Origin of the sequence: Demetria terragena DSM 11295 (genome assembly GCF_000376825.1) — a bacterium.
GTDB lineage: Bacteria > Actinomycetota > Actinomycetes > Actinomycetales > Dermatophilaceae > Demetria > Demetria terragena.
In genome coordinates, this window is sequence record NZ_AQXW01000004.1 from 1,073,891 (window position 1) to 1,096,503 (window position 22,613).

Consider the following 22,613-nt stretch of genomic DNA (forward strand, 5'->3'; position numbering starts at 1 on the left):
ATACGCTGTCTGAGAGCACGAGGCACAGTCGAGACGTTTCCGGCGTACTCGCCAAAGTTTGGAGAGCACCACATGTCCAGTCCGTACGACGCGCACGGCCAGATGCCCCCTGCCCAGCAGTCCGCGCAGCAAGGTGGCCATTCGTGGTCGTCGCAGGGCGGCCAGGCGTCGGCACCTCCGGGGTACCAGGCGCCGAAGCCTGCGCCTTACGACCAGGAGCAGTACGCCATTTCACCGCGTGATCCTGCCACGATCGTGCGGGGGCCGCGTCGTCCTGCCACTCGACCGGCGGCTTGGGCTGGCCCACCGGCAGGTGGCGGCTCCGGCTCGACGCCTGCCTTCGCCTGGAATGGCCAGCAGGCACCCGCACAGCCTGAAGCGCCCGCACAACCAGAGGCGCCCGCCCAAGCCTGGGACGCCCAACCAGAGGCACCCGCCCAGTACGAGGCGCCGGCACAAGCTGACGTCGACGGCCCTAGCTGGGCAGGGTCTGCGAGCGCCGAAAGCGCCGCCGCCTACGCCCCCCAGCAGACTGAGCAGCCGGCCCAGCCCGCACCATCAACACCCCCGGCGTGGGGTCAACCTCACCAGGAAGCGCCACCGGCTGAGCCTGCCCAGCCCTACGAGCCACCGGTTCAGCAGGACGAGCCCGCGCCGCCGTACCAGCCCTACGAGCCACCGGTTCAGCAGGACGAGCCCGCGCCGCCGTACCAGCCCTACGAGCAACAGCAACAGGCTCCCTCATGGGACGAACCCGCCCCGCAGCCGCCCGAGCACGACAACTCCAACTGGGCTGCTGCTGGCGCGGCGGGTGCTGCCGGTGCGGTCGGAGGTGCCGCGGCATACGGGCACCAGCGCTCCGAGCCCAGCCCGGCAGAGCCGCAGGAGGCTCAGGCCCACCAGGCGGAGCCGCCTGCTCAGCCCCCGCAGGCCCAGCAGCCCCAAGCTGAGCAGTACCCATCCGAACCGCAGCAAGCGGAGGAGCCCGGGAACGTACCGGCCCCGGACGAGGCCGAAGAACTCCCCACCCAGGTCACGCCTGCGGTGGCAGAGCCTCCGACCGGCGACGAGCCCGCCGAGGAGGCCCTCACGATCGGTCGTGGCCGCTCCAACTCGATCGTGCTCGATGACATGTTGGTTTCCCGCCAGCATGTCCGCATCACGGTGGACGATGAGGGCTTGGTGATCGAAGATCTGGAGAGCCGGAACGGCACCTTCGTGAATGGCCGACGTGTTGAACGCACCCACCTACACGAGGGCGATCGCATCGGCATTGGCGCCTCGACGTTCGAGGTCCGCGACGGCTGGCTCGTCTCCGTGTGATCGAACGCAGTACCGACACCGCAGCACGACGCACACGTCGCATCAACGCAACACGCCAAGGGGTAGGGCATGACACAGCCGGCAGGTGGCTCTCAGGGGGCTCTTCGACTGGCCTATGACAGTCAGGTCGTTTCGCTCTCGCCTGGCCAGGAGGCCACGATCGGACGAGACCGCTCGTGCGATGTCGTCGTGAGCGACAGCCGCGCGTCTCGTCGACACGCGCAGGTGCGCCATGAGACTGGCCAGTGGGTCGTCGTTGACCTGGGCAGCAGCAACGGAACCTACGTTGGTGGCCAGCGCATTCCAGCCCAGAGCCCCACGCCACTGGGTGGCGGCGGGTCGCTACGCCTGGGCGCCAGCGACGGGCCGCAGGTACGCGCTCAGGCAACCGCCGCTCCCCCACGCGGACAGACTCCACTTCCCGGCGCGCCCGGGCGTAGTGGGCCTCTCCCCGCTCGCCCCGAGGCCCATCCCACGCCGGCGCCCTCAGCCCAGAAGCCAGATCAAGACCGGGCGGGCGCCATGTTGCCCGACTCCCCTGGGCAGCACGCCGGTGTGGTGTTCGAGCGCTGGACGCTGCCGAGTGGTCCCATCCCAACCAAGTCGGGCCATTCCACGGTCACCGGTCAGGTGCCGCAGATCCTGCCGATGGCACAGTCGTCCAGCGGCTCGCACTCCCAGGTTCTGACCATTGGTCGCGGCCTGGAGAACCAGATCGTCATTGACGATCTGCTTGCCTCCCGACATCACGTACGCCTGAGCCCACGGCAGGGCGGCTTCGACGTCGAAGACCTCGGCAGCCGCAACGGCACATACGTCAACGGACAACGCATCGATCGCGCCTTCCTCGGCGACGGCGGCCTCCTCGCCGTCGGGCATAGCCGGTTCACCGTGCGCCATGGGCAACTTGTCGCCAGCGTTGATGAGGGCGACGTCAACTTCGTGGCCAACCACCTGTCGTTCACTCTCGACAACGGTGTGAAGCTGTTGGACGACATCACCTTTGCGCTCGAAGGTTCGAGTCTGCTCGGCGTCGTCGGCCCTTCCGGGGCTGGAAAGTCCACCCTCCTGAAGGCCCTCACCGGTTCGCAACAGGCCACCGAGGGCGAGGTCTATTACGACGGTCGCGATCTCTACGACAACTACGACGATCTGCGTCACCGCATCGGTGTCGTTCCGCAGGATGATGTCGTCCATCGGCAACTGACCGTCAAGCAGGCGCTGCGCTACGCCGCCGAGCTTCGCTTCCCGGACGACCTCGATGCCCACCTTCGCGATGAGCGAGTCAGCGAGGTCATCGAAGAACTCGGCCTCACTCAGCACCAGGACACCCGCGTCGATCGGCTTTCTGGCGGACAACGCAAGCGCACCTCCGTGGCCCTGGAGTTGCTGACTCGACCGTCGCTGTTGTTCCTCGATGAACCGACCTCAGGGTTGGACCCGGGTTTGGACAAGCAGGTCATGACACTGTTGCGTGACCTTGCTGACGGCGGTCGCACGGTCGTGGTCATCACGCACGCGGTCGCCAATCTCAACGTGTGCGACAAGGTTCTCCTCCTGGCTCCGGGCGGCAAGGTGGCGTACTTCGGACCGCCGCAAGGACTCCTCGGACACTTCCACGCCACCGATCACGCCGACGTCTTCACCGAGGTGGCGCGCGATCCGGAGCGGGCGAAGGCGGCCTTCCGCAGTTCGCCGCTGATGGAGGAACAGGTCTCGGCGCCGCTGCGAGCGCCGCGCCGACATTCGGCGGCCACCGGGGAGAAACCTCCACGCCAGCAGTCGATCCCCTCCCAGTTGTCGACCCTGGCCCGGCGACACCTCAAGGTGATCTTGGCCGACCGCGGATATGCCGCCTTCATGCTGATCATGCCGGTCATCCTTGCCGTGATCACGATGGTGGTGCCCGGCGAATTTGGTCTTGGCGCCCAACCCGAGACCGGCCCAGACGGCCGACCGACGGCGCCGTTGAGCGAGCCCATGCAGATTCTGGTCGTGCTGATCGTGGGAGCGATCTTCATGGGCAGCGCTGCGTCCGTACGAGAACTCGTGGGTGAACGCGCAATCTTCCTGCGGGAGAAGGCAGTTGGTCTGTCACCGCAGGCTTATCTCGCCAGCAAACTGGTGATCTTTGGGATTCTGACGCTCATTCAGAGCGCGATCCTGGTCTTCCTGGTGTTGCTGGTCAAGAGCCCGCCGGCAGACCCGATCATGCTCGGGTCTCCCACGGTCGAACTCATCATCGTCTGCTGGTTCACCTCGTTCTGCGCCGTGTCCTTGGGGCTGCTCATCTCCTCAATCGTGAAGACCTCTGAACAAGTCATGCCGCTCTTGGTGATCTCGGTGATGGCTCAACTCGTCCTGTGTGGTGGGCTCTTCCCGCTGACCGGTCGCCCGGTCCTTGAGCAGCTCTCGTGGTTGAGCCCATCGCGCTGGGGGTACGCCGGCGCCGCCGGCATCACGGACGTTCAGCAGATTTTCACGCGGCAGGGCGTCATCCAGGGCAGCGGCGTCGATGACCCGCTATGGAAGCACTCGGTCACCTTCTTCGGCCTGTCACTGGCGATGCTGACCGTGCTCGGACTCATCCTCGCCGCCGTCACGCTCTGGAGAGTTTCCCGCGAGGACGACTGAGCTCGGCCCCTGATTGGTCGCGCCGCCGCGGCATCATCCTTGACAGTTCGGGCTCTTGTGCCGCATATTCAACACATGATGAATTCAACACTTGTTGACATCGCGGTCTCGGCCCGCGCCGTGGTGGTGGCACGCGGCAAGAACAGGGTCTTGCACTCCCTGACCTTTGATCTCCCGACCGGCACCATCACCGGACTCATGGGGCCATCGGGCTGCGGCAAAACCACCTTGATGCGCACGATCGTCGGAGTGCAACATCTGAGCGGAGGAGACCTTCACGTCCTGGGCCAGGCTGCTGCGTCTGCTGGGCTTCGCCGGCGTCTGGGTTATGTCACTCAGGCCGTCAGTGTCTATCGCGACCTCACTGTGCGTGACAACGTGCGCTATTTCGCGGCGCTGCACGCGACGGATCCGGCCGAGGTGGAACGCGCCATCGACATGGTTGGCCTCACCTCCCAGACCACCCGACGCGTCGAGAACCTCTCGGGCGGCCAAGCCAGCCGCGCCTCGCTGGCGTGCGCTCTCGTGGGTTCCCCCGAACTCCTCGTGCTGGATGAACCCACCGTGGGTCTCGACCCGGTCACCCGCGAAGACCTCTGGACCTCGCTGCGAGATCTCGCGGACTCGGGCGTCACGATGCTGGTTTCCAGCCATGTGATGGATGAAGCCACCCGGTGCGACGGCGTACTGCTCATGCGGGACGGGCGATTGTTAGCCCACCTCACCCCACAACAAATGCTGGATCGGACCGGGACTCAATCCCCCGATCAGGCGTTCCTGCAGATCATTCGCGACGACCAGGGAACGGCAGCATGAGCGCACAGTTGACCTTGGCAACGGCCCGTCGCATCCTGGCGCAACTACGCGCCGACCCCCGAACGATCGCCTTGATCGTGGTCGTCCCATCGGCGCTGATCACCCTGCTCTACTTCGTCTACAACGGGAGCCCGGCATTTGACCGAATTGCGGTGTCAATGCTCGGCATTCTGCCGATGCTGGTCATGTTTCTCATCACCAGCATCGCCATGTTGCGCGAGCGAACATCCGGCACCCTCGAACGCTTGCTGACCACCCCTCTTCACCGAGCCGACCTGCTCCTGGGGTACGGCATCGCGTTCTCGGTGATGGCCGGAATTCAATCGCTCGCACTATGGGCCATCACCCGGTGGGCCCTTGGCGTCGAGACCGCTGGGCCCATGTGGTGGCTCCTGGCCGTTGCCGCTGCGTCCGCGGGAGTGGGCGTGGCCACTGGGTTACTCGCCTCCGCCTTCTCGCGCACCGAATTTCAGGCGGTGCAACTCATGCCGATCTTTATTGGTCCACAGATCTTCTTGTGTGGACTGCTCGCAGCCCGCGACTCCATGCCGGATCTGTTGCAGTGGGTCTCCAACGCCCTTCCCATGACCTACGCGGTGGAGGCTTTGGGCGCCATCGCCACTACATCGCAGCCTGGCTCCGAAGCCAGCACTGACATCGCCATCCTCTGCGGGTTCGCCCTCGCGGCGCTGGCATGTGCAGCAGCCTCGATGCCGAGGCAGACTCGATGACGCCACCAACAGGTCGCCCGAGTGGGACGTCGGACTCGCGCGAGCGAATCCTCGCCTCAGCCCGAAAATTGTTTGCTGCCAAGGGTTTTCAGCAAACAAGCCTGCGGTCAATTGCGGCGGACGCCGGGGTGGACGTCGCCCTCATCAGCCACTACTTCGATCACAAGCGCGGTCTTTTCCTCGCCGTTGCCGACATTCCGATCGACCCCGCGCAGGTGGTCTCCCGCCTTCACGACGTGCCGATCGAGCACATGGGGTCTGCGCTCTTGCGTCAGGTCCTGACGATCTGGAGCTCGCCGGCGGGTCCGGGGCTCATCGCCGTGTTTCGGTCGAGCCTGGGCGGCGAACCAGAGATCGTCCGGGACCTGGTCACCAACCTTGTGGCCCCTGCCCTACGCGCCCGCCTCCTCGACTCCGTTTCGGATGTGGACCAACGACTACCGCTCGCGGCAACTCAGATCACCGGGGTGATGGTCGTGCGCCACATCCTCCAGATTGAGCCTGTCGCCAGCATGAGCATTGACCAGGTGGTGAAGGCTGTCGGCCCGAACGTCGACCGCCTCCTCACGGGAGACCTCGAGTGAGCCGCTGCTGACGGTCAGCCGACCACGGAATCTCCCCACCGCTCAAGGAGGTCTCGACGCACTTCACGGTGGTGATGCGCAAAAACCAGCAACAGCTGATCGAGTAGGTCTGGCGAGAACGGATCAGCAGGCACCTCCATCACGTGCGAGATCACCTGGCCGCGGCGCACTAGCCGCGACCACACGTGCTGTCGATTGAACGCCTCGGCCTCCGCACCCGCGGCGTGCGTGACGGGCACTCCCTGAGCGATGGGGCGAAAGACCAGGATCTCTGAAGCGTCGGGGCTGGCCCGGATCCACATACCGACGCCGCCGATCTCGATGGCGAGGTCACCGTCCTCATCGGGCGTCAAGCCATGACCACACCGCATCCGCAGGTGATCCAGCACCACCAAATCCAGTGCCGCGCGGCGTTCACCCGCCTCATCCGAGACAGCGCCGACCTGCGTCGCGTCGCATGCTGGGTACCGCCGATGACCCACGGCATCCTCTCCGACGCTGCCGCTATCCGCGAGCCTGAGCGCAGCCACCCGATTCACGAACACGCCAGCAGCCCGGACCGTGATCAGCGCCGGATGCGGCACCCAGGTGCGCAGTACTGCGCAGAGTCGCTGCGCCGCCTCGACTGGCGTCACCTCCGACTCCGACGACCACGGACCGCCGGCCACTCGCAGTTCTCCTCGGCGGAGCTTGAGAGCGATCAAACCGCCACGGGCCGGAGCCGAAAAGGTGAGGTCTCCGGATGAGGTGCCGACACCGAACTCTTGTGCCAGCGCCGCAAGACGCGACTCGAACTGACGCCACGGAATGGCCCAAGACTCCCGACCAGCATGCCGGTCCGTCATGCACTCCACCATGCACCTGCCTCCTCGACTTCTCCCGATGCCCGCAGAGTGCCATCGACCACCGACAACCGGTGCTGCAACACACCACAAACCTCTCGTCAAATTTGCCTCCCTCACCCCCTTTTGCATCGGGCTCGGGAGTCGTACCGTGTGACCCAGGAAGTGCGTATTATGGAATGAGTTGAGCAATGCGCAATCTGCACTGGGCGCGAAAGCGCCTTCCGCAGCCGATGCAGCGCCGCGACGGGTGTTCTACCCTGGCGCGCCTGCTGGAGCGTCCGCGCTATGAAGTGCTCCCCACTCCCGACATCACCGCCCGCGTGACTGAGCACCTCCCCGCCGGACGAATCGTGACGGTGACGGCTTCGCCAGCCCGCGGCCTTGACGCCACGCTTGAGACCACCGAGCGGCTGTCCCAGGCAGGGTTCACCGTCGTCCCGCACCTCGCCGCTCGGATGGTTGCCGATCGCGCCCATTTGCTGGACATCGTGGCGCGCCTGCAGTCCCTCGGCATCCGGCAGATCTTCGTGCCGAGTGGCGATTCAGACACCCCGGGCGACTACCCCGACGCCTTCAGCCTGTTGGGCGAACTGGAGTCTCTCGGTCGACCTTTCGCCGCCATGGGCGTCACCGCCTATCCCGAGTCGCATCCCATCGTCTCGGACGACCGAGTCATCCAGGCCATGTGGGACAAGCGCCATCTTGCGACCGAACTGGTCAGCAACCTCACATTTGATCCGCGCATCGTCGCCACCTGGCTGACCCGCGTGCGTGCCCGCGGCGTCGAACTTCCCCTGTGGCTCGGGATACCGGGCGCGGTCAGCAGCGCGCGGCTGGTGGCGATGGCAACGCGCATCGGCGTGGGCGATTCGACGCGCTACCTGATGAAGCATCCAGGTGTCGTGGCTCGGCTCGCCGGGCCGCGAGAGTTCTCCGCCGAGAAGTTCTTGCGGCACCTGGCACCAACCCTGGCCAGGCCCGACGCAGCAGTTGCAGGGCTGCACATCTTCACGTTCAACCAAGTCGCCGAGACCGAAAATTGGCGAGTCGAGCTGGCCACTCGGTTGCAGGAGGGAGGTGGGCTCCCTCGCTAGACCACCGTCCCCCGAAACCCCTTCTGCTGTCAGCACATTCATGCCCGGCCCTGGGCACCGCGAAGTGAGGAAATCCATGAGCCACAACGTCCCCTCCGTCGACCAGTCCGACCGTCTTGTTCCCATCAACCTGCGACAGTCCGGACGAACTCCGGTCGAGATGCTGATCGATACACGAGTGCGCAAGTCGCCCTACTGGCACCTGTCCGCTGAAGCCGGATGCTGGCGCGCCTCGATCTACAACCGCGTCTACCACCCCCGCGGCTATGTCCGTCCCGAAGACGGCGGCGCGATGGTCGAGTACGACTCGCTGGTCAATCACGTGACGCTGTGGAATGTTGCCGTGGAGCGGCAGATTCAGGTCAAGGGGCCGGACGCAGCCGAGTTCGTCAACTTCGTTATTACCCGGGATGCCACCAAGATTCCCCCGATGAAGGCCCGCTACGTCATCTTGTGCAATGAGGCGGGCGGGGTACTCAACGACCCAGTCTTGCTGCGTATCGCCAAGGACGAATACTGGTTCAGCTTGTCCGACTCTGACCTGCTGTTCTGGCTTCAAGGAATCAATGTTGCCAAGGGATTCGACGTCTCGATCAACGAGATCGACGTGGCGCCGGTCCAGATCCAAGGACCCAAGTCGATTGACCTCATGACCGATTTATTCGGTCCAGCAATCGCCGAAATCCCGTCCTACGGCTTGTACGCCGGGCAGGTCGCCGGGTGCGATGTGATCGTGTCGCAGACGGGATTCTCCGGGGAGAAAGGATATGAGATCTACCTACGCGACGCGTCCGTTCACGCCGAGACCATGTGGGACGCCGTGCTCAAAGCAGGCGAGGCACACCAGTTGGCCGTCATCGCGCCAGCGCACCACCGGCGGATCGCCGCGGGCATCCTGTCCTGGGGGCAGGACATGGACCAGGAGACGCTGCCGTTCCAGATCAATCTGGGATATCAGGTTCCGCGCAACAAGGCAGCCGCCTATGTCGGCAAGGAGGCGCTCGAATCGGCGCGCGCCGAGATCGAGGCAGGGCGCCCGCCGTTCACCCACACTCTGGTGGGTCTGCGGCTCGATGGCGGCCGCCAGATCGACGATTACGCGCCCGACTTCTGGCTCATCTCTGAGGCGAAAGACGCTGACCCCACCGGCTACGTCACCTCACCCTGGTATTCCCCTGAGCTGGGCACCAACATTGCCATGGGCCACGTCCCGGTCACGGCGAGCGAACTCGGGACCGACCTCTGGGTGCACCTGCCCGATGAGTACGCCGACGAGCCGGGCGTGCCCGTCCCCGCCGAGGTCGTGGAGATGCCCTTCCGCCCATCGGTCAACCCCAACCAACGTGAACTGCTCAAAGCCCGCGGCCTCGACGCCGCTGTCTGACGACGATCAAGGAAGATTGCCTTTATGCGAAGTGATGCTGAGATTGCCGACTCCGTCGAGCTGTGGCCGATCGAGAAGGTCGCGACAGAGATGCTGGGCCTTCCACCGGAGTCGTTGCATCCGTACGGCCGACACATTGCCAAGGTCGACCGGTCGACCATTGCCGGACTCGAAAGCAAGCCGCGCGGCAAACTCGTTCTGGTGACTGGCATTTCGCCGACTCCAGCTGGCGAAGGCAAGACCACCACCACGGTCGGCCTGACGGATGCCCTGCGACGGATTGGCGTCCGCGCCACAGCGGCGCTGCGAGAACCGAGCATGGGACCGGTGTTTGGGATGAAGGGCGGCGCCGCCGGTGGCGGACATTCCCAGGTTGTGCCGATGATCGACATCAACCTGCATTTCACTGGTGACTTTGCCGCGATCGCCGGAGCCAATAACCTGCTGGCTGCGTTGATTGACAACCACATTCACCACGGCAATGCGCTCGGGATTGACCAACGGCGCATCGAATGGAAACGCGTTGTCGACATGAACGACCGGGCGCTACGGCAGTCCGTGATCGGCCTAGGTGGAACGACCGGCGGCGTCCCCCGTGAGGAGGGCTGGGACATCGTGGTCGCGAGTGAGTTGATGGCAATCTTCTGCCTGGCAACCTCCCTACGCGACCTCAAAGAACGCATCGGCCGGATCGTGGTGGCCTACACGCGCGATCGCAAGCCAGTCACTGCGGCTGATCTCGAGGCGCCAGAGGCGATGACCATCATGCTGGCGAATGCCTTGCAGCCCAATCTTGTTCAGACACTTGAGCATTCGCCTGTTTTCATCCACGGTGGACCATTCGCGAACATCGCCCATGGGTGCAACTCGGTGTTGGCAACCCAAACGGCGTTGGCGACCTCAGACGTGGTGGTGACCGAGGCCGGGTTCGGTGCCGACCTTGGGGCCGAGAAGTTCATTGATCTCAAGTGCCGCATGGCCGGGCTTGCCCCAGATGTGGCCGTGGTGGTCGCCACGGTGCGGGCGTTGAAGTATCACGGTGGGGTGGGCGTACCCGACCTCAATGTCGAGAACCTCGACGCGGTGCGCGCAGGCGCCGCCAATCTCAGGCGGCACCTACAGAACATGCGCGAGGTCTTTGGTGTGCCGGCGGTGGTGGCAATCAACCGATTCCCCTCCGACACCGATGCCGAGGTCGCACTCGTGCGTGAACTCGCCATGGCAGAGGATGCGCCTGCGGTGGAAGCAACCCATGTCGTCGATGGCAGCGCGGGAGCGACTGCCCTTGCTGACACGGTCAACAACCTCCTCGACAAGAACCTCGCCAATCTGACGTACGCCTACCCCGAGGACGCCGACATCGTGGCCAAGGCGGAGGCCGTCGCGCGCCGGATCTATCGAGCCGACGCGGTGTCCTGGAGTCCGGCAGCGCGGCGCAGCCTGAAGCAACTGACTGAGGACGGCTACGGCAAACTGCCGGTCTGCTTTGCCAAGACGCAATACTCGTTCTCGACCGACCCCAAAGCCCTCGGCGCGGTGGATGGCCACACGGTCGAGGTACGCGAGGTGCGGTTGCGTGCAGGCGCTGGGTTTGTCGTGCTGGTCACTGGCGACATCATGACGATGCCCGGCCTGCCCAAGGTGCCCGCGAGTGCCGGCATGTCGATCGACGACGACGGGACGGTGCGCGGACTGTCGTAGCCGGTCGACCCCAACGCCGGTCGACCCCAACGCCGGTCGACCCAACGCCGGACGAGCCAACGCCGGACGAGCCAACGCCGGACGAGCCAACGCCGGTCGAGCTTGTCGAGACCCATCACCGGTCGAGCGAAGTTCGGTCAGACCATCCGTGCGCACATGCTCACGGATGGTCTGACCGAAGCCTTAGACGTTGGACTTGATGTACGCGATGAGTCCGAGCACGTCGTCGGGCACCAACCTGCCGATCGCTCCCGATGAGTAAACGGCGGTCACGATGGTGCCGTCGGGTGCGAGCACAAACCCCGTCGACTGGATGTAATTGGGGTCATCGTTGGTGTACGCCCCAGTCGCTCCCGCGAATTCGCCCGCGTTGACGCTATGCCCGACCGGGAAGGACAGGTTGTGCTTCGCCACCAGCGCGGCACTCGTTGCCTCGTCGTCAACCGACAGCGCGATCACTTTGATGTCCTGATCGGCGAACTTGTCCATCGCCCTCGAGAAAGACGCCAACTGAGCCCGGCAGTACGGACACCATGAGCCTCGGTATGCCAAGACCACCCCGAATGAGCCGGCGAGGTCGGATGGCAGCGTGATCGTTCCTCCGCCTACAGCGGCGATCTCGAGGTGAGGAAACGTCTCATTGTTGTGAAGTAGCGACATGTTGATGGTTCCTGACGGGTAGGGGCTAGTGATCGCCACCCTGCCCATTTATAACTGGACCCACAAGTCCATTTACGTTACGGTCGACGATAGGAGGTCGCATGCGAACCGGTCAAACGACACAACGGGGCGCGCAGACGCGTGCGCGGATCGTCACAGCGGCCGCAGATCTCGTATTCACGAATGGAGTTCGAGGCACCACACTTGACGAAGTCATGACGGCGAGCGGGACAAGCAAGTCGCAGTTGTACCACTACTTTGCTGACAAAGAAGCCCTCGTCAGCGCCGTAATTCTGGAGCAAACGCGCCGCGTTCTGGCGGTGCACCGCCCACTCCTGGACACGATGGAGTCCCTGGAGGACATGCACCGGTGGCGCGATGCGGTCGTCGCCTTCACTCGAACCGGCGGCGGGATCGGCGGCTGTCCAATCGGTTCGCTCGCCAGTGAGATGGCCGAGTGGTCTGATAGCGCTCGCATCATGTTGTCCCACAGCTTCGAGATCTGGGAGACCCTGCTCAGTGATGGGCTCGCGACGATGCAAGCTCGTGGCGAATTGACGCCATCGGCGAGCCCACGCGAGCTCGCGACTGCAGTCATGGCAGCACTCCAGGGCGGGCTCCTGCTAACCCAGGTCGCACGGAACACACAGGCCCTCGAACTCGCACTCGACATGGCGCTACAGCACGTGGCGAACTTCGTCGAGCCGACGAGCGCTAGACGGAGGGGTACCCAGCACACGCAAAAGTCCCTCTGACTAGCATTTCTGCTGGTCAGAGGGACTTTCACACAGTAGCGGGGGCAGGATTTGAACCTGCGACCTCCGGGTTATGAGCCCGGCGAGCTACCGAACTGCTCCACCCCGCGGCGATGACTCCACTCTACGGGCTGGTGAACACACCTCCAAATCGAGGTGACGTGATCTGCGCTACCCCGACGACTTAGGCGTTCCCGAGGGCGCCGGGGTGACATCAACCGAACCGCCTTCTGGGTTCTCCTGCGCCAGACGCTGGATCGCTTGACCGAGCTTCTTCTGCGCTTCGCCGTACGCGTCCCAGTCGCCCTTTTTCAGCGCAGCCTGGCCCTCGTTGTAATACTTCTGCACGTCAGCCGCCGCGGAACCCGGCTTTGGCGTACCCGACTTCGAGGACTCCGACGGACTCGACGAAGACGATGGCGGTGACGAAGATGAAGGCTTCGGTGACTCAGAGGGGTCTGCGTCACCCGACTGATCAGGTGTCGTCGGTGTGTCCGCATCGCCAGCCTCGGCACCAGAACTTCCGCCGAACAACTCATCGAGCGCGTCGTCCAACGTCGCCGACCACGCCAACTTATTGCCGAACGAAGCCACCACGATCCGTTGCAACGGATAAGAGGTCTCGCCCTTGGCTTGCACGTAGATCGGTTCGACGTAGAGCAGTCCACCGCCCACTGGCAAGGTCAACAGGTTGCCGAGGCGCACCGTCGATCCCTGCTGGCGCTGAATACTCAAGAACTGCGACAGCGTGGTCTCAAATCCAGGTGTATTGGCATTCGAGGATTCGATCTCGTTCTGGAACTGCCCAGGCCCTCGGATCGTGAGATTTCGAGGCATCTCGAGCAGCCGTATCTTGCCGTAGCCCGGCCGTTTCTTCCCTGGCGTATCGCCAGGATCAGCATCCACCGACATAAAGCCAGACAGGTTTTGCTTGTCACCTGTCGGTTTGAAGGTCGAAGTCAACGAGAACGTCGGGTCCTTCTGATCGGGCATCGCGATCGACAGGTAGTAGGGCGGCGTGGTGGTCTTGCTGCCCTGCGTCGGGTCGTTCGGCACCTCCCAGAAGTCATTGCCCTGGTAGAACGCCGACGCGCTGGTGACGTGATATTTCCCGAGGAGATCGCGCTGCACCTTGAACATGTCCTCGGGGTAGCGCATGTGGCTCATCAAGTCGCCGCTGATCGCGGACAGCGGCTTCACCGTGCCACCAAAGGCACTCCGCCACGCCTTGAGGATGGGGTCCTTGTCATCCCAGGCATAGAGATCAACCGACCCGTCGTAGGCATCAACCGTGGCCTTGACCGAGTTGCGGATGTAGTTGACCTCACCGCTGCCGATATTGCGCACATTGTTAGAACGAGAGGTCACCGAGTCGGTGGTCGCGCCACCGAGCGAGGTCTTCTGCGAGTACGGATACTGCGCGGTCGTGGTGTAACCCTCGACCACCCACTTGATCCGACCGCCCGTGACCACCGGATAGGTGTTGCCATCGAGCGTGAGCCACGGCGCGGCCTTGCGCACTCGCTCCCGGGGCTCGCGGTGATCCATCAACCGCGAATCAGGGTTGGCCACGTCCGACAGCATGATGTTGTATTCGCGGTACTTGATGGCATAGGCGAGACGACGGGCCACCGAGCTCATCTGGACGCCACCGTCGCCCTTGTACGTCGTCTTCTTCTCGCCTGCACCGCCGCTACCGGACTCGGGGTAGTCGATCTCGCGCTCAGTATTACCGCCGCCGACGATCGAGTACTCCGGCGAGGACTCGCCGAAGTAGATCCGCGGCTCGTACTTGCCCAAGTCGCCGGTCGGCGGGATGTTCTTCTCGAAGAACTGCGGTTCGCCATCAGCGTTGCGCTTGTTGCCATAGGCAGCGACCACACCAAACCCGTGCGTGTACACCGCGTGGTCGGTGACCCAGGTGCGCTGCCCGTCCGGCACGCCGTTCAGGTCGAGTTCGCGGACCGCGATCACGGTGTCGACCTTCTTGCCGCCGACGTCATAACGGTCGACATCCAAGGTGTCCGGGAACTGGTAGTAGTTCACCCGACCCTGAAGTTGGCGAATAGTGGGCGACACCACGGACGGGTCAACGATGCGGATACCCGGCACGGTCTCGGCGTCCTCACGCAGCTGACCCTCGCTGACGTCAGTCGTCGGCTTGTAGTCGTCCGCCTTCGTGTCATCCAGGTTGTACGCCGTTCGCGTCGCCGCGATATTCCGCTGGATGAAGGGAGTCTCGAGTTCCTGCTCGTCGGGCCCGACCTGGAAACGCTGAATGATCGAGGGATAGACCCCGCCCACCACCACGGCGAGCACCACGAGCAGCGCGGTACCCACCAGCGGCAGCCGCCAGGTGTTGGTCCAGATCGCCGCCACGAAGAGCAGGGCACAGAACACCGCGGCCAACGCGAGGATCGCCTTGGTCGGCATCACCGCGGCCTGATCGGTGTAACTCAACCCATCGAACTTGCCGCTATCCCCCGTCAACAACTCGTAGCGGTCGAGCCAGTAGGAGACACCGCGCAACAGGACCAGGCTGGCGACGAGCAACGCGATGTGGATGCGCGCCGCGCGCGTCGTCCGAGCACCACGGCCCTGCAGGCTGATCCCGCCGTAGATGTAATGCGTAATCGCGCCAGCCAGCGTCGCGAGCACGAGTGCCATCGTCAGGAACGACAGCAGGAACTGCACCCACGGCAGCGTGAAGACGTAGAAGCCGATGTCGTGACCGAACTCGGGGTCTTTCTGCCCGAAGGGCTGACGGTGCACCCACAGCAGAGCCTGCTGCCACTGCGACTGGGCGGCCAGGCCAGAGAACAACCCGAACATGCCCGGAATAACCCAGAAGGCGAGTCGGCGGAACGGGTCGATGGCCTCCCGATAACGCTCAAGGTTGTCTTGCTCGACGCTCACCGGCGCATAGATCGGGCGGAACCGGTACGCGAGCCGCAAGCTGCCCCCGACCAGGACGCCGGAAATTAGCGCGCCCACGATGAACATCACTGTCCGAGTAACCAACTCGGTGGTGTAAACGGATTCGAAGCCGATGCTTTGGTACCACAGACGCTCAGTCCACAGCCGCGACCACAGCAGGGCCAGGCCGATCACTGCAACGACAACTACACCCGCGACAGCGAGTGGCGAACGAGGCCGGGATCGACCACCCCCGGGGAAGCTGGGACGTTCAAATCGTCGTCCGCTGTTGCCGCCTGAGTTGTCGGGCTCGGCCGGACCGTCGTCAGAGGTACTCACGCAAGATTCCGATCGCAGGTGGGGATAACCTCCCCTAACCTAACCCGCGAACCTTAAGGCACCATGAGCGGGTGAGTGTTCCCGCCGGCCTGATGCCCAACCCATTAACCGACTGTGCGATCGACACCGAGCGACACATCGCTCGATCTGGCTGGGACCAGCCCATTCGGCTGTTCGCCGTCGCCCGCAATGCCGACCTCATCGAACGGGAGCCCGCCATCGCGGCCCAACTCGGCGCGGCCGATCCGGAGGCATACAGCACGATCGAGCAGGAGGGTTTGCTGCCCACGCGCAGCATCGACGATCTTCTTGCGAGGATTGCGTGGCCCGACGACGTCGACGGCGCTGTCGTCTCAGTCGAGCGACTCGTCGTACCCCCCGGCGCCGAGCGCGACCTGCCGGCCGATCCCGATCAGGCAACGGCCGCCCTGGCTGCCCATCCGGATCGCCAAGACGTACGCCTCGTGGTGGCGGTGCTGCGGGAAGGCCAATCGGTATGCCTGCTCCGGCAGCGTGCTCACGACACCGACGACAAGGTCGCCATCGGGAACGACATCGCCCCTGGTCTCGTCGAGGCGTTGCGCGCGACCTTTGAGTAATCGGTCGCGCGCGTAGTCAGGCTTAGCAGGTGGGCAAGCCAGCGGTCGTGCCTGCGGCGACCTTCTCCACCACGTTCTTGGCCTCATCGAAGGTCCCGACCTTGAAGACCTTCAGTCCCTCGGGCACATGTCCCTTCACCTCCGGGCAGTTCTGCGCCGGCGAGAGGAAGTAGTCAGCGCCACTGGACCGGGCGCCCACCAACTTCTGCTGGATACCCCCGATTGGTCCCACGGTCCCGTCGAACGCGATTTCACCGGTTCCTGCGAAGTTCTTCCCGCGGGTCAGGGCACCTGGGGTGAGTTTGTCGTAGATCGCCAGGCTGAACATCAAACCGGCGGACGGTCCTCCGACCTCCCCTGCGTTGATCTTCACCTCAAAGGGGAAGTCGAAGCGTGGCGCGATCCGGATGCCCATGACGGCACGCCCTTCGACGTTCCGCGTCTTGACCGAAACCGTCCGGGCTGACCCCTCGCGCATCACCGTCACCTTGACCGTTGCCCCAGGCTTGACCTTGCCCATGACGGTCTGCACCGAGTCGATCGAGGGAATTGGCTTTCCATCGATCTCCTGGATGAGGTCCCTGGCCTTGAGTTTGCCGACAGCCGGGGAGCCCTCTTCCACTCCGCCGACGTAGACCTTCTCGGTCACCTTCGCCCCGGTGGCTCGGACCGCCACCACCTCAGCCGACTGCTGCGAACCTGTCATGGCGGCCGAGGATTCGTCCTTGATCTCCTTGCTGGTCTTGTCCCCGAAGACGTCCTCCTCCGGCAGGATTTCGCTGTTCGAATCAGTCTTGGCACGCAGATAACGCCACACACTCACCGGGTGATCCGGGCCGCCGTAGAGCGAGACCGTCGTGAAGTCGAGTTCTCCTGAGGTCGGGTAGGTCTTCGTACCCTTCACGGACACGATGTCCTTGCCGTTGATCTTGCCCAACGTGTCCTGGGCGGGCCCCGGGCTGAAAATCACATAGGGCACCTGAACCAATTGCCCGAGCGCGCCAATGAAAAGGCCTGCCAACACCACGACCACAAGCACCACGGTGCGGCGAGACGCGCCCGCTCGGGCAGGCTGGCTCGGGCGGGCCGGAAGGTGCTCCCCACCGGGAGGAGCGCTCACGGCAACCCCACCCACTCATCCGAACCGTCGTCGAACTGCTGGTGCTTCCAAATCGGCACCGTCTTCTTGAGGGTGTCAATCAACTCGCGACAGACCTCCAACGCGGGCCCGCGATGCGCGGCGCTGACGGCCACGACCACCGCGGTGTCGCCAATGTCCAGGTGTCCAGTGCGGTGTGTCACGGCGACCGCGGTGATGTCCTCGCGTAGCACCTGCTGAGCCGTCTGTTGCAGCAGCGATTCGGCGGTTGGATGTGCTGAGTAGTCGAGTGCCGTCACGCCATGGTTGTGGTCATGCTGACGGACGACACCGACGAAAAGGCCAATGCCTCCGGCGTCTGGATCGCGTACGGCGTCCAGCACCTCATCCACCGACAGCGGCGTCTCGCGAAGTTGTGCGAGTCGCACCCGCTTGTCGCCTGCAGTCTCGGTCACGATGTTCCTCGTCGTTCTCGGTTTAGTCAGCGCAGCCTGTCGGTCGGCGCCCAGGATGGCGCCTCAACCTGCATGTCACCTGGGCCTCGTCGCCCCACGGCATCCTGCCGCAGGCGCGGCACGTCGCGCGAATGACCCCTCGACCTCTGACAGTGAACCGCGCATCACGAGGGCCATGGAACTACATCGGCCCCTCACGTGGTTACCTGGAATGAGGTGCGGCGAAGATGCCGTACGCCACGCCACCACGGCGACGAAGGAGCCACCCGTGTCTGATCAGCCACTTCAGCCCCGCTCGGGCGGGGACGACGAGCCATCTCTGGAGGAGATGCTGCGTGCCATGCTCGGCGGTGAAGGCGACGATCCAGAACTCGCCGACGCCCTTCGCCAGATGGGCCTTGACCAGATTGACCCCGCGACGCTCGGCATGGTTCAGGCCCAGATGCAGGCCATGATGGCCCGGCCCGTGGATGGCCCATTCGACGTCGCGATGGCAACCGACGTCGCCAGGAAGACCGTTGCGGCAGAGGGGGATCCGAGCGTCAGCGAAAACACGGTGAAGGACGTTGAGCAGGTCGTCTCCGTCGCCAACCTCTGGCTCGACGAGGTCACCGATCTGGCCGCTCCCTCAGCATCGGCGCAGGCGTGGTCTCGGTCGGAGTGGGTCGAGCAGACGATGCCCGTATGGAAGAAGTTGGTTGATCCGGTGGCCTCCGGAGTCGGCAACGCCATTCGCGGCGCGATGCAACAGCAAATGAGCCAACTCGGTGACCAGGAACTTCCACCCGAACTTGGGCTCCCACCCGGCTTTGACCTGTCCCAGATGATGGGCCAGATGGAGCCCATGATGGAGCGGATGAGCGCTGGCATGTTCGGCATGCAGGTCGGGCAGGCGGTGGGCGCTTTGGCTGGCGATCTGGTCACCGGTACCGAAGTGGGGCTGCCTCTCATCGAGGATCACGCTGTGGTGATCCTGCCGTCGAATGTGTCGGCCTTCGCCGAGGGCCTTGGTATCGACGCGGGTGAAGTGCACCTCTACCTCGCCGCGCGCGAGGCCGCCCGCGCCCGTCTCTTTGCTCGCGTGCCATGGATCGCGCCAGCGCTCATCGCCGCCGTGCAGTCCTATGCCGCCGACATCAATATCGACACTGACCAGATCGAGCGTGCCGTCGGCGAGGTCAACATGTCCGATCCCGCCGAACTGCAGAAGGCGCTACAGGGCTCGCTCTTCGCCCCGGAGCCGAGTGAGTCACAACGACGTGCCGTCCTCCAGCTCGAGCGACTGCTGGCGTTGGTCGAAGGCTGGGTCGAAGTGGTCGCCAACCGGGCCTGCGAGCCGCATCTGCCGCACGTGGGAGCGCTGGCGGAATCCGTACGCCGCCGTCGTGCCGCGGGTGGCCCTGCCGAGCGACTGTTCGCATCCTTGGTGGGTCTGGAATTGCGGCCGCGCCGCCTGCGCGATGCGGCCACCCTGTGGACCTCGTTGGAGGAGGCGACCGACGCCGCCGGCCGGGACGCGGCCTGGCAACACCCCGATCACGCGCCGACCGCAGATGACCTTGAGGACCCGGCGGCCTACGTTGCGCGCCGCACGGGCGGGACGGTGGAGCCGGAGCGCGATGACATGGACGACGCCCTGGACGCGCTGCTGTCTCAAGGTCGGGCCGAGCTCGACGCGGAGAACCCCGCCGACAAGAAACCCGAGGACGAGGAACCCGACGCGGGTAGCGACGAGGACGGCCCCACCGACAGCAACCGATGACCATCCCGCCCGGCTTCCTCGCGCTGCGCGAAGAGGCCAGCACGACCCTGTCGGCTTGGCACGCGAGTTCGGCCGAGCAGCATGGGCTGCGGGAGCGTTACGTTGCCCACCTGGCGGAGGAGCCCGCCGGATGCTGGCGAGATGGGCCGCCCATACACCTCACCGCCGGAGTGTTGCTCCTGGACGCTGCGGGCGAGCATGCGCTGTTGACCCTGCACCCCAAGGTCGGGCTCTGGCTTCAACTGGGCGGCCACTTGGAGGCTGACGATTCCTCTCTTCGGGATGCAGCGCTGCGCGAAGGCACCGAAGAGTCAGGCATCGACGGCATCGTCATCTCGGCGGATCCCATCGACCTCCACGCGCACCCGCTGGGAGGCAACTTCACGAGGTGCACCGAGCACCTCGACGTGCGCTACGCCGGATGGGCCCCGCCCGGCGCGTCGCCCGTGCGCTCGGATGAGTCGGACGATCTCGCGTGGTGGCCGGTCGATGACCTGCCGACCAAGACCGACCCGGACCTCAGCAACCTGGTCGCCGCCGCCCGCGCATGCCCACGCCCGAACACGCCGAGGTCGACTTAGTCCTCCGTGATTTCATCGGACGCCTGGGACATCCCGTCGCCGATGCCGACCTGATCCACGTGGGACACGCCGTCGAGAAAGGCCCGGGCCCGCACTAGATCGGGATAGGCCTCCATGAGTGCGTGGAATCGCGGCCCGTGGTCGGGCACCAACAGGTGTACGAGCTCGTGCAACAACACATAGTCGATGACATACCTGGGCATGGTCTGCAGTCGGGCCGACAGCCGAATGTGCCCAGTGGTGGGGGTACACGACCCCCACCGGTTGCGCTGGTTAGTCACCCACCGCACCACGGTGGGCTGGGCACGACCCTCAAGGTATCGACGGGACAACTGGCTTGCGCGGGTGAGCAACACCTCATCGCTGACGCCCCGCTGCGTGCGTCGTTGCTGGGACTGCACCTTGGCGACCATTTCCTTGACCAGCTTGGCTTCCTCGCGCTGAGACAGTCGCGCGGGCACCATCACAATGATCCGGCCCTGCTCCATGCGGGCGCTGACCGTGCGCTTGCGCCGTGCACTGCGTCGGATCTCGACCGGAGGGCCGGCCGGATCAGCGTCGAAGGGCAGCGGGTCCATGACGCCACGGTAGGGCCACCCACTGACACGCTCTAGAACCGGGCGATTCTGCGACTCCATCGCGGGTGTGGATAACTTCCGCCACGCGATCGCGAACTTTGTCACGCTATGGCCTCACCCTCAGGAGACACCATGACGAGCAGCCACCCCGTGATCCCGTTGCGTACTACGCGTAGCGATTCGACGCTGCTGGTGCGGCTCCCCCGCGCTCCGGGAATGCTGGTCGAGGGCGTGCATGACTCGCCTGCACGCATCCTGCTTGGACTCGGCGCGACCTCGACGCTTGAGCTGCGGGCTCTGGCCAAGCATCACCGTACGCCGGAGGCCGTCGCGAACATCTTGGGACGACTAGCGCAGGCCGCCGAGGAGTCCGCTTCGCGCCATCGGCAACTCGACCACGTCGTCGTCACCGGTGGCGGCACAATCGCGGCTGGACTCCTCACCCTGCTCGATGGGTACGCCGCCACAGTCACACCACCAGAGCTCGCCGACCCTGCGCTCATACCCGATCACGGCCCGCTCGATCTGGTGATTGCGGTGACCCATGAAGCCCTCGACCTCGACCGGTGCCGAGAGTGGCTCGCGCGCGGCGTGCCTGTCCTTCCCGTGGTGGCCCGCGGTGACCTGGTGGTGATCGGGCCGATCTTCATGACCGGGTGCTCACCCTGCCCGCAGTGCGTTGAGATGCATCGCCACGATCGCGATCCACGTCGGGGCCAACTCCTTCTCAGCCCTGACCCCGGCCTCCACGATCCCGAACAACTTCAGGTCGAGCCCGCGCAAAACGCGTTGGCCCTTGGGCTGGTGGCCACCCTGGTCCGGTGCCTGGCGCAAGGCATTCCGCTACCCCGAGCACTCTCCTTAACGGTCCGACTGCCCTACCCCGAAGTCGGTCACCACGAATGGACTACTCATCCCCGGTGCCAGCGATGCGCGCCGCAACCACCCTCAGAAGGAAGACTCGGCGGCGAACCTAAACCGGTCCCCGCGAAAGGCTGACCGGGTGAATTCGACTGGCGTGCCGTCGATCCCATAGGCGGTACGCCGCACCACCAGCATCGGAGCGCCGCTATCGACGCCAAGCAGAGCGCTCTCCTGCGGCGAGGCCAACGCTGACTCCACGACATCCTCGGCCCTGCCGAACTCGACACCATAGGACTGCCTCAGAGTGACGTACAGCGAGTGATGCCGCTCAAGCTCCTGCCGCAGGCGCGGCAACGGTCCACGAAGGTACGCAACCTCATGGGCCAACGGTTCCCCGTCGACATGGCGAACCCGCTCCACTCGATAAACCATCGTGCTCAACCCGAGCGCGGCCGCCACTTCCCGATCCGGCGCAACTCGGGACACATCGATGATCGTGCTCGCGGGCTCGCGCCCTTGAGCCACCAGATCGTCGTGATACGAGGTGAGTTGATGCACGACAACGCGATTAGGTTCAGCGACAACGGTCCCGCTTCCCTGCGTTCGAGCGATGCGTCCGTCTGCCGCGAGCGCAGCGAGCGCCTGCCGAACCGTGGTCCGCGACGTCTCGAACCTCAAGGCAAGTTCCCGCTCGGTGGGAACCTGCGTGCCGGCCTCGGATTCCCCGATGAGATCGGCGATTTGCCCCATGACGACGTGATAGCGGGGCACTCGCACCGTCATGTCTGGTTCCCTTCCGACCGCTGATCCCGTGACCATAGTTCGCCCATTCCATGTTGACCAAGGCATTGGTCTATGCCAATCTTATGATTGGACTAGACCATTAAACAAGG

20 protein-coding genes and 1 tRNA gene are annotated in these 22,613 nt (G+C 64.6%); 13 read left to right on the forward strand and 8 right to left on the reverse strand.

What is annotated here, in order from left to right; translation table 11 throughout:
* Positions 1-72 precede the first annotated feature (72 nt).
* The 5 genes from F562_RS0109255 to F562_RS0109275 all read left to right on the forward strand — a co-directional run bounded on the left by F562_RS0109255 (position 73) and on the right by F562_RS0109275 (position 6,088).
* Positions 73-1,323, forward strand: coding sequence for an FHA domain-containing protein (locus F562_RS0109255; RefSeq protein WP_018156672.1), 1,251 nt, complete (start codon positions 73-75; stop codon positions 1,321-1,323).
* A 69-nt stretch (positions 1,324-1,392) separates the two neighbouring features.
* Complete coding sequence (locus F562_RS0109260; RefSeq protein WP_018156673.1) at positions 1,393-3,957, forward strand: FHA domain-containing protein; 2,565 nt, start codon at positions 1,393-1,395, stop codon at positions 3,955-3,957.
* A 75-nt stretch (positions 3,958-4,032) separates the two neighbouring features.
* On the forward strand, positions 4,033-4,773 hold the full coding sequence (locus F562_RS0109265) for an ABC transporter ATP-binding protein (protein WP_018156674.1): 741 nt from the start codon (positions 4,033-4,035) through the stop codon (positions 4,771-4,773).
* Positions 4,770-5,504 (forward strand): ABC transporter permease, encoded by a 735-nt coding sequence (locus F562_RS0109270; RefSeq protein ID WP_018156675.1) that lies wholly within the window; start codon positions 4,770-4,772, stop codon positions 5,502-5,504. Before F562_RS0109265 ends, F562_RS0109270 begins: the two co-directional genes overlap by 4 nt.
* The gene (locus F562_RS0109275) at positions 5,501-6,088 is read left to right on the forward strand and encodes a TetR/AcrR family transcriptional regulator (RefSeq protein ID WP_026181150.1); all 588 of its coding nucleotides are present in this window, start codon (positions 5,501-5,503) and stop codon (positions 6,086-6,088) included. Before F562_RS0109270 ends, F562_RS0109275 begins: the two co-directional genes overlap by 4 nt.
* A gap of 14 nt (positions 6,089-6,102) precedes the next feature.
* Here F562_RS0109275 and F562_RS0109280 read toward each other — a convergent pair whose 3' ends face one another.
* Complete coding sequence (locus F562_RS0109280; protein WP_156822601.1) at positions 6,103-6,933, reverse strand: T3SS (YopN, CesT) and YbjN peptide-binding chaperone 1; 831 nt, start codon at positions 6,931-6,933, stop codon at positions 6,103-6,105.
* A gap of 188 nt (positions 6,934-7,121) precedes the next feature.
* Between F562_RS0109280 and F562_RS0109285 the strand changes: the two genes are divergently transcribed.
* From F562_RS0109285 to F562_RS0109295, 3 genes are all read left to right on the forward strand, one after another.
* Entirely contained in the window at positions 7,122-8,027 is a 906-nt protein-coding gene (locus F562_RS0109285; protein ID WP_018156678.1) for a methylenetetrahydrofolate reductase, read from the forward strand.
* Positions 8,028-8,103: 76 nt separating this feature from the next.
* The gene (locus F562_RS0109290) at positions 8,104-9,411 is read left to right on the forward strand and encodes a glycine cleavage T C-terminal barrel domain-containing protein (protein WP_018156679.1); all 1,308 of its coding nucleotides are present in this window, start codon (positions 8,104-8,106) and stop codon (positions 9,409-9,411) included.
* A gap of 24 nt (positions 9,412-9,435) precedes the next feature.
* Positions 9,436-11,112 carry a formate--tetrahydrofolate ligase gene (locus F562_RS0109295; RefSeq protein ID WP_018156680.1) on the forward strand — a complete coding sequence of 559 codons (1,677 nt, stop codon included), beginning with the start codon at positions 9,436-9,438 and terminating at the stop codon, positions 11,110-11,112.
* A gap of 183 nt (positions 11,113-11,295) precedes the next feature.
* Here F562_RS0109295 and F562_RS0109300 read toward each other — a convergent pair whose 3' ends face one another.
* Positions 11,296-11,772: a peroxiredoxin family protein gene (locus tag F562_RS0109300; protein ID WP_026181151.1), complete on the reverse strand. Its 477-nt coding sequence runs from the start codon at positions 11,770-11,772 to the stop codon at positions 11,296-11,298.
* 101 nt (positions 11,773-11,873) lie between these two features.
* Here F562_RS0109300 and F562_RS0109305 point away from each other — a divergent pair, with 101 nt between their 5' ends.
* Positions 11,874-12,527 carry a TetR/AcrR family transcriptional regulator gene (locus F562_RS0109305; RefSeq protein ID WP_018156682.1) on the forward strand — a complete coding sequence of 218 codons (654 nt, stop codon included), beginning with the start codon at positions 11,874-11,876 and terminating at the stop codon, positions 12,525-12,527.
* Between the two features lie 36 nt (positions 12,528-12,563).
* Here F562_RS0109305 and F562_RS0109310 read toward each other — a convergent pair.
* Both F562_RS0109310 and F562_RS0109315 read right to left on the reverse strand, forming a co-directional pair.
* Positions 12,564-12,637, reverse strand: a tRNA-Met gene (locus F562_RS0109310).
* 61 nt (positions 12,638-12,698) lie between these two features.
* Positions 12,699-15,782, reverse strand: coding sequence for a UPF0182 family membrane protein (locus F562_RS0109315; protein ID WP_083915512.1), 3,084 nt, complete (start codon positions 15,780-15,782; stop codon positions 12,699-12,701).
* 71 nt (positions 15,783-15,853) lie between these two features.
* On the opposite strand from F562_RS0109315, the gene F562_RS0109320 reads away from it, so the two are divergent.
* The gene (locus F562_RS0109320; protein WP_018156684.1) at positions 15,854-16,381 is read left to right on the forward strand and encodes a PPA1309 family protein; all 528 of its coding nucleotides are present in this window, start codon (positions 15,854-15,856) and stop codon (positions 16,379-16,381) included.
* 22 nt (positions 16,382-16,403) lie between these two features.
* Here the strand turns inward: F562_RS0109320 and F562_RS18620 are convergent, their stop codons facing one another.
* A complete protein-coding gene (locus tag F562_RS18620) occupies positions 16,404-17,501 on the reverse strand; it encodes a YlbL family protein (protein WP_156822602.1) in 1,098 nt (365 codons plus the stop codon).
* A complete protein-coding gene (locus F562_RS0109330; protein ID WP_018156686.1) occupies positions 17,498-17,935 on the reverse strand; it encodes a molybdenum cofactor biosynthesis protein MoaE in 438 nt (145 codons plus the stop codon). Before F562_RS0109330 ends, F562_RS18620 begins: the two co-directional genes overlap by 4 nt.
* A 268-nt stretch (positions 17,936-18,203) precedes the next feature.
* Here F562_RS0109330 and F562_RS18625 point away from each other — a divergent pair, with 268 nt between their 5' ends.
* A complete protein-coding gene (locus F562_RS18625; protein ID WP_018156687.1) occupies positions 18,204-19,697 on the forward strand; it encodes a zinc-dependent metalloprotease in 1,494 nt (497 codons plus the stop codon).
* Positions 19,694-20,278: an NUDIX hydrolase gene (locus F562_RS0109340; protein WP_018156688.1), complete on the forward strand. Its 585-nt coding sequence runs from the start codon at positions 19,694-19,696 to the stop codon at positions 20,276-20,278. Before F562_RS18625 ends, F562_RS0109340 begins: the two co-directional genes overlap by 4 nt.
* Here F562_RS0109340 and F562_RS0109345 read toward each other — a convergent pair.
* Positions 20,275-20,856 carry a M48 metallopeptidase family protein gene (locus F562_RS0109345; RefSeq protein ID WP_051080213.1) on the reverse strand — a complete coding sequence of 194 codons (582 nt, stop codon included), beginning with the start codon at positions 20,854-20,856 and terminating at the stop codon, positions 20,275-20,277. The genes F562_RS0109340 and F562_RS0109345 overlap by 4 nt on opposite strands.
* Positions 20,857-20,988: 132 nt before the next feature.
* Between F562_RS0109345 and F562_RS0109350 the strand changes: the two genes are divergently transcribed.
* Positions 20,989-21,855 (forward strand): TOMM precursor leader peptide-binding protein, encoded by an 867-nt coding sequence (locus F562_RS0109350; RefSeq protein WP_026181153.1) that lies wholly within the window; start codon positions 20,989-20,991, stop codon positions 21,853-21,855.
* On the opposite strand, the gene F562_RS0109355 is transcribed toward F562_RS0109350, so the two are convergent.
* The gene (locus F562_RS0109355; protein ID WP_040385695.1) at positions 21,805-22,503 is read right to left on the reverse strand and encodes a GntR family transcriptional regulator; all 699 of its coding nucleotides are present in this window, start codon (positions 22,501-22,503) and stop codon (positions 21,805-21,807) included. The two genes, F562_RS0109350 and F562_RS0109355, sit on opposite strands and share 51 nt — an antisense overlap.
* Positions 22,504-22,613: the final 110 nt, after the last annotated feature.

Coding starts and splice junctions, on each gene's coding strand:
- F562_RS0109255 (WP_018156672.1), top strand. CDS start 73: ATGTCCAGTCCGTACGACGCGCACGGCCAGATGCCCCCTGCCCAGCAG.
- F562_RS0109260 (WP_018156673.1), top strand. CDS start 1,393: ATGACACAGCCGGCAGGTGGCTCTCAGGGGGCTCTTCGACTGGCCTAT.
- F562_RS0109265 (WP_018156674.1), top strand. CDS start 4,033: ATGATGAATTCAACACTTGTTGACATCGCGGTCTCGGCCCGCGCCGTG.
- F562_RS0109270 (WP_018156675.1), top strand. CDS start 4,770: ATGAGCGCACAGTTGACCTTGGCAACGGCCCGTCGCATCCTGGCGCAA.
- F562_RS0109275 (WP_026181150.1), top strand. CDS start 5,501: ATGACGCCACCAACAGGTCGCCCGAGTGGGACGTCGGACTCGCGCGAG.
- F562_RS0109280 (WP_156822601.1), bottom strand. CDS start 6,933: ATGACGGACCGGCATGCTGGTCGGGAGTCTTGGGCCATTCCGTGGCGT.
- F562_RS0109285 (WP_018156678.1), top strand. CDS start 7,122: ATGCGCAATCTGCACTGGGCGCGAAAGCGCCTTCCGCAGCCGATGCAG.
- F562_RS0109290 (WP_018156679.1), top strand. CDS start 8,104: ATGAGCCACAACGTCCCCTCCGTCGACCAGTCCGACCGTCTTGTTCCC.
- F562_RS0109295 (WP_018156680.1), top strand. CDS start 9,436: ATGCGAAGTGATGCTGAGATTGCCGACTCCGTCGAGCTGTGGCCGATC.
- F562_RS0109300 (WP_026181151.1), bottom strand. CDS start 11,772: ATGTCGCTACTTCACAACAATGAGACGTTTCCTCACCTCGAGATCGCC.
- F562_RS0109305 (WP_018156682.1), top strand. CDS start 11,874: ATGCGAACCGGTCAAACGACACAACGGGGCGCGCAGACGCGTGCGCGG.
- F562_RS0109340 (WP_018156688.1), top strand. CDS start 19,694: ATGACCATCCCGCCCGGCTTCCTCGCGCTGCGCGAAGAGGCCAGCACG.
- F562_RS0109345 (WP_051080213.1), bottom strand. CDS start 20,856: ATGGACCCGCTGCCCTTCGACGCTGATCCGGCCGGCCCTCCGGTCGAG.
- F562_RS0109350 (WP_026181153.1), top strand. CDS start 20,989: ATGACGAGCAGCCACCCCGTGATCCCGTTGCGTACTACGCGTAGCGAT.
- F562_RS0109355 (WP_040385695.1), bottom strand. CDS start 22,503: ATGACGGTGCGAGTGCCCCGCTATCACGTCGTCATGGGGCAAATCGCC.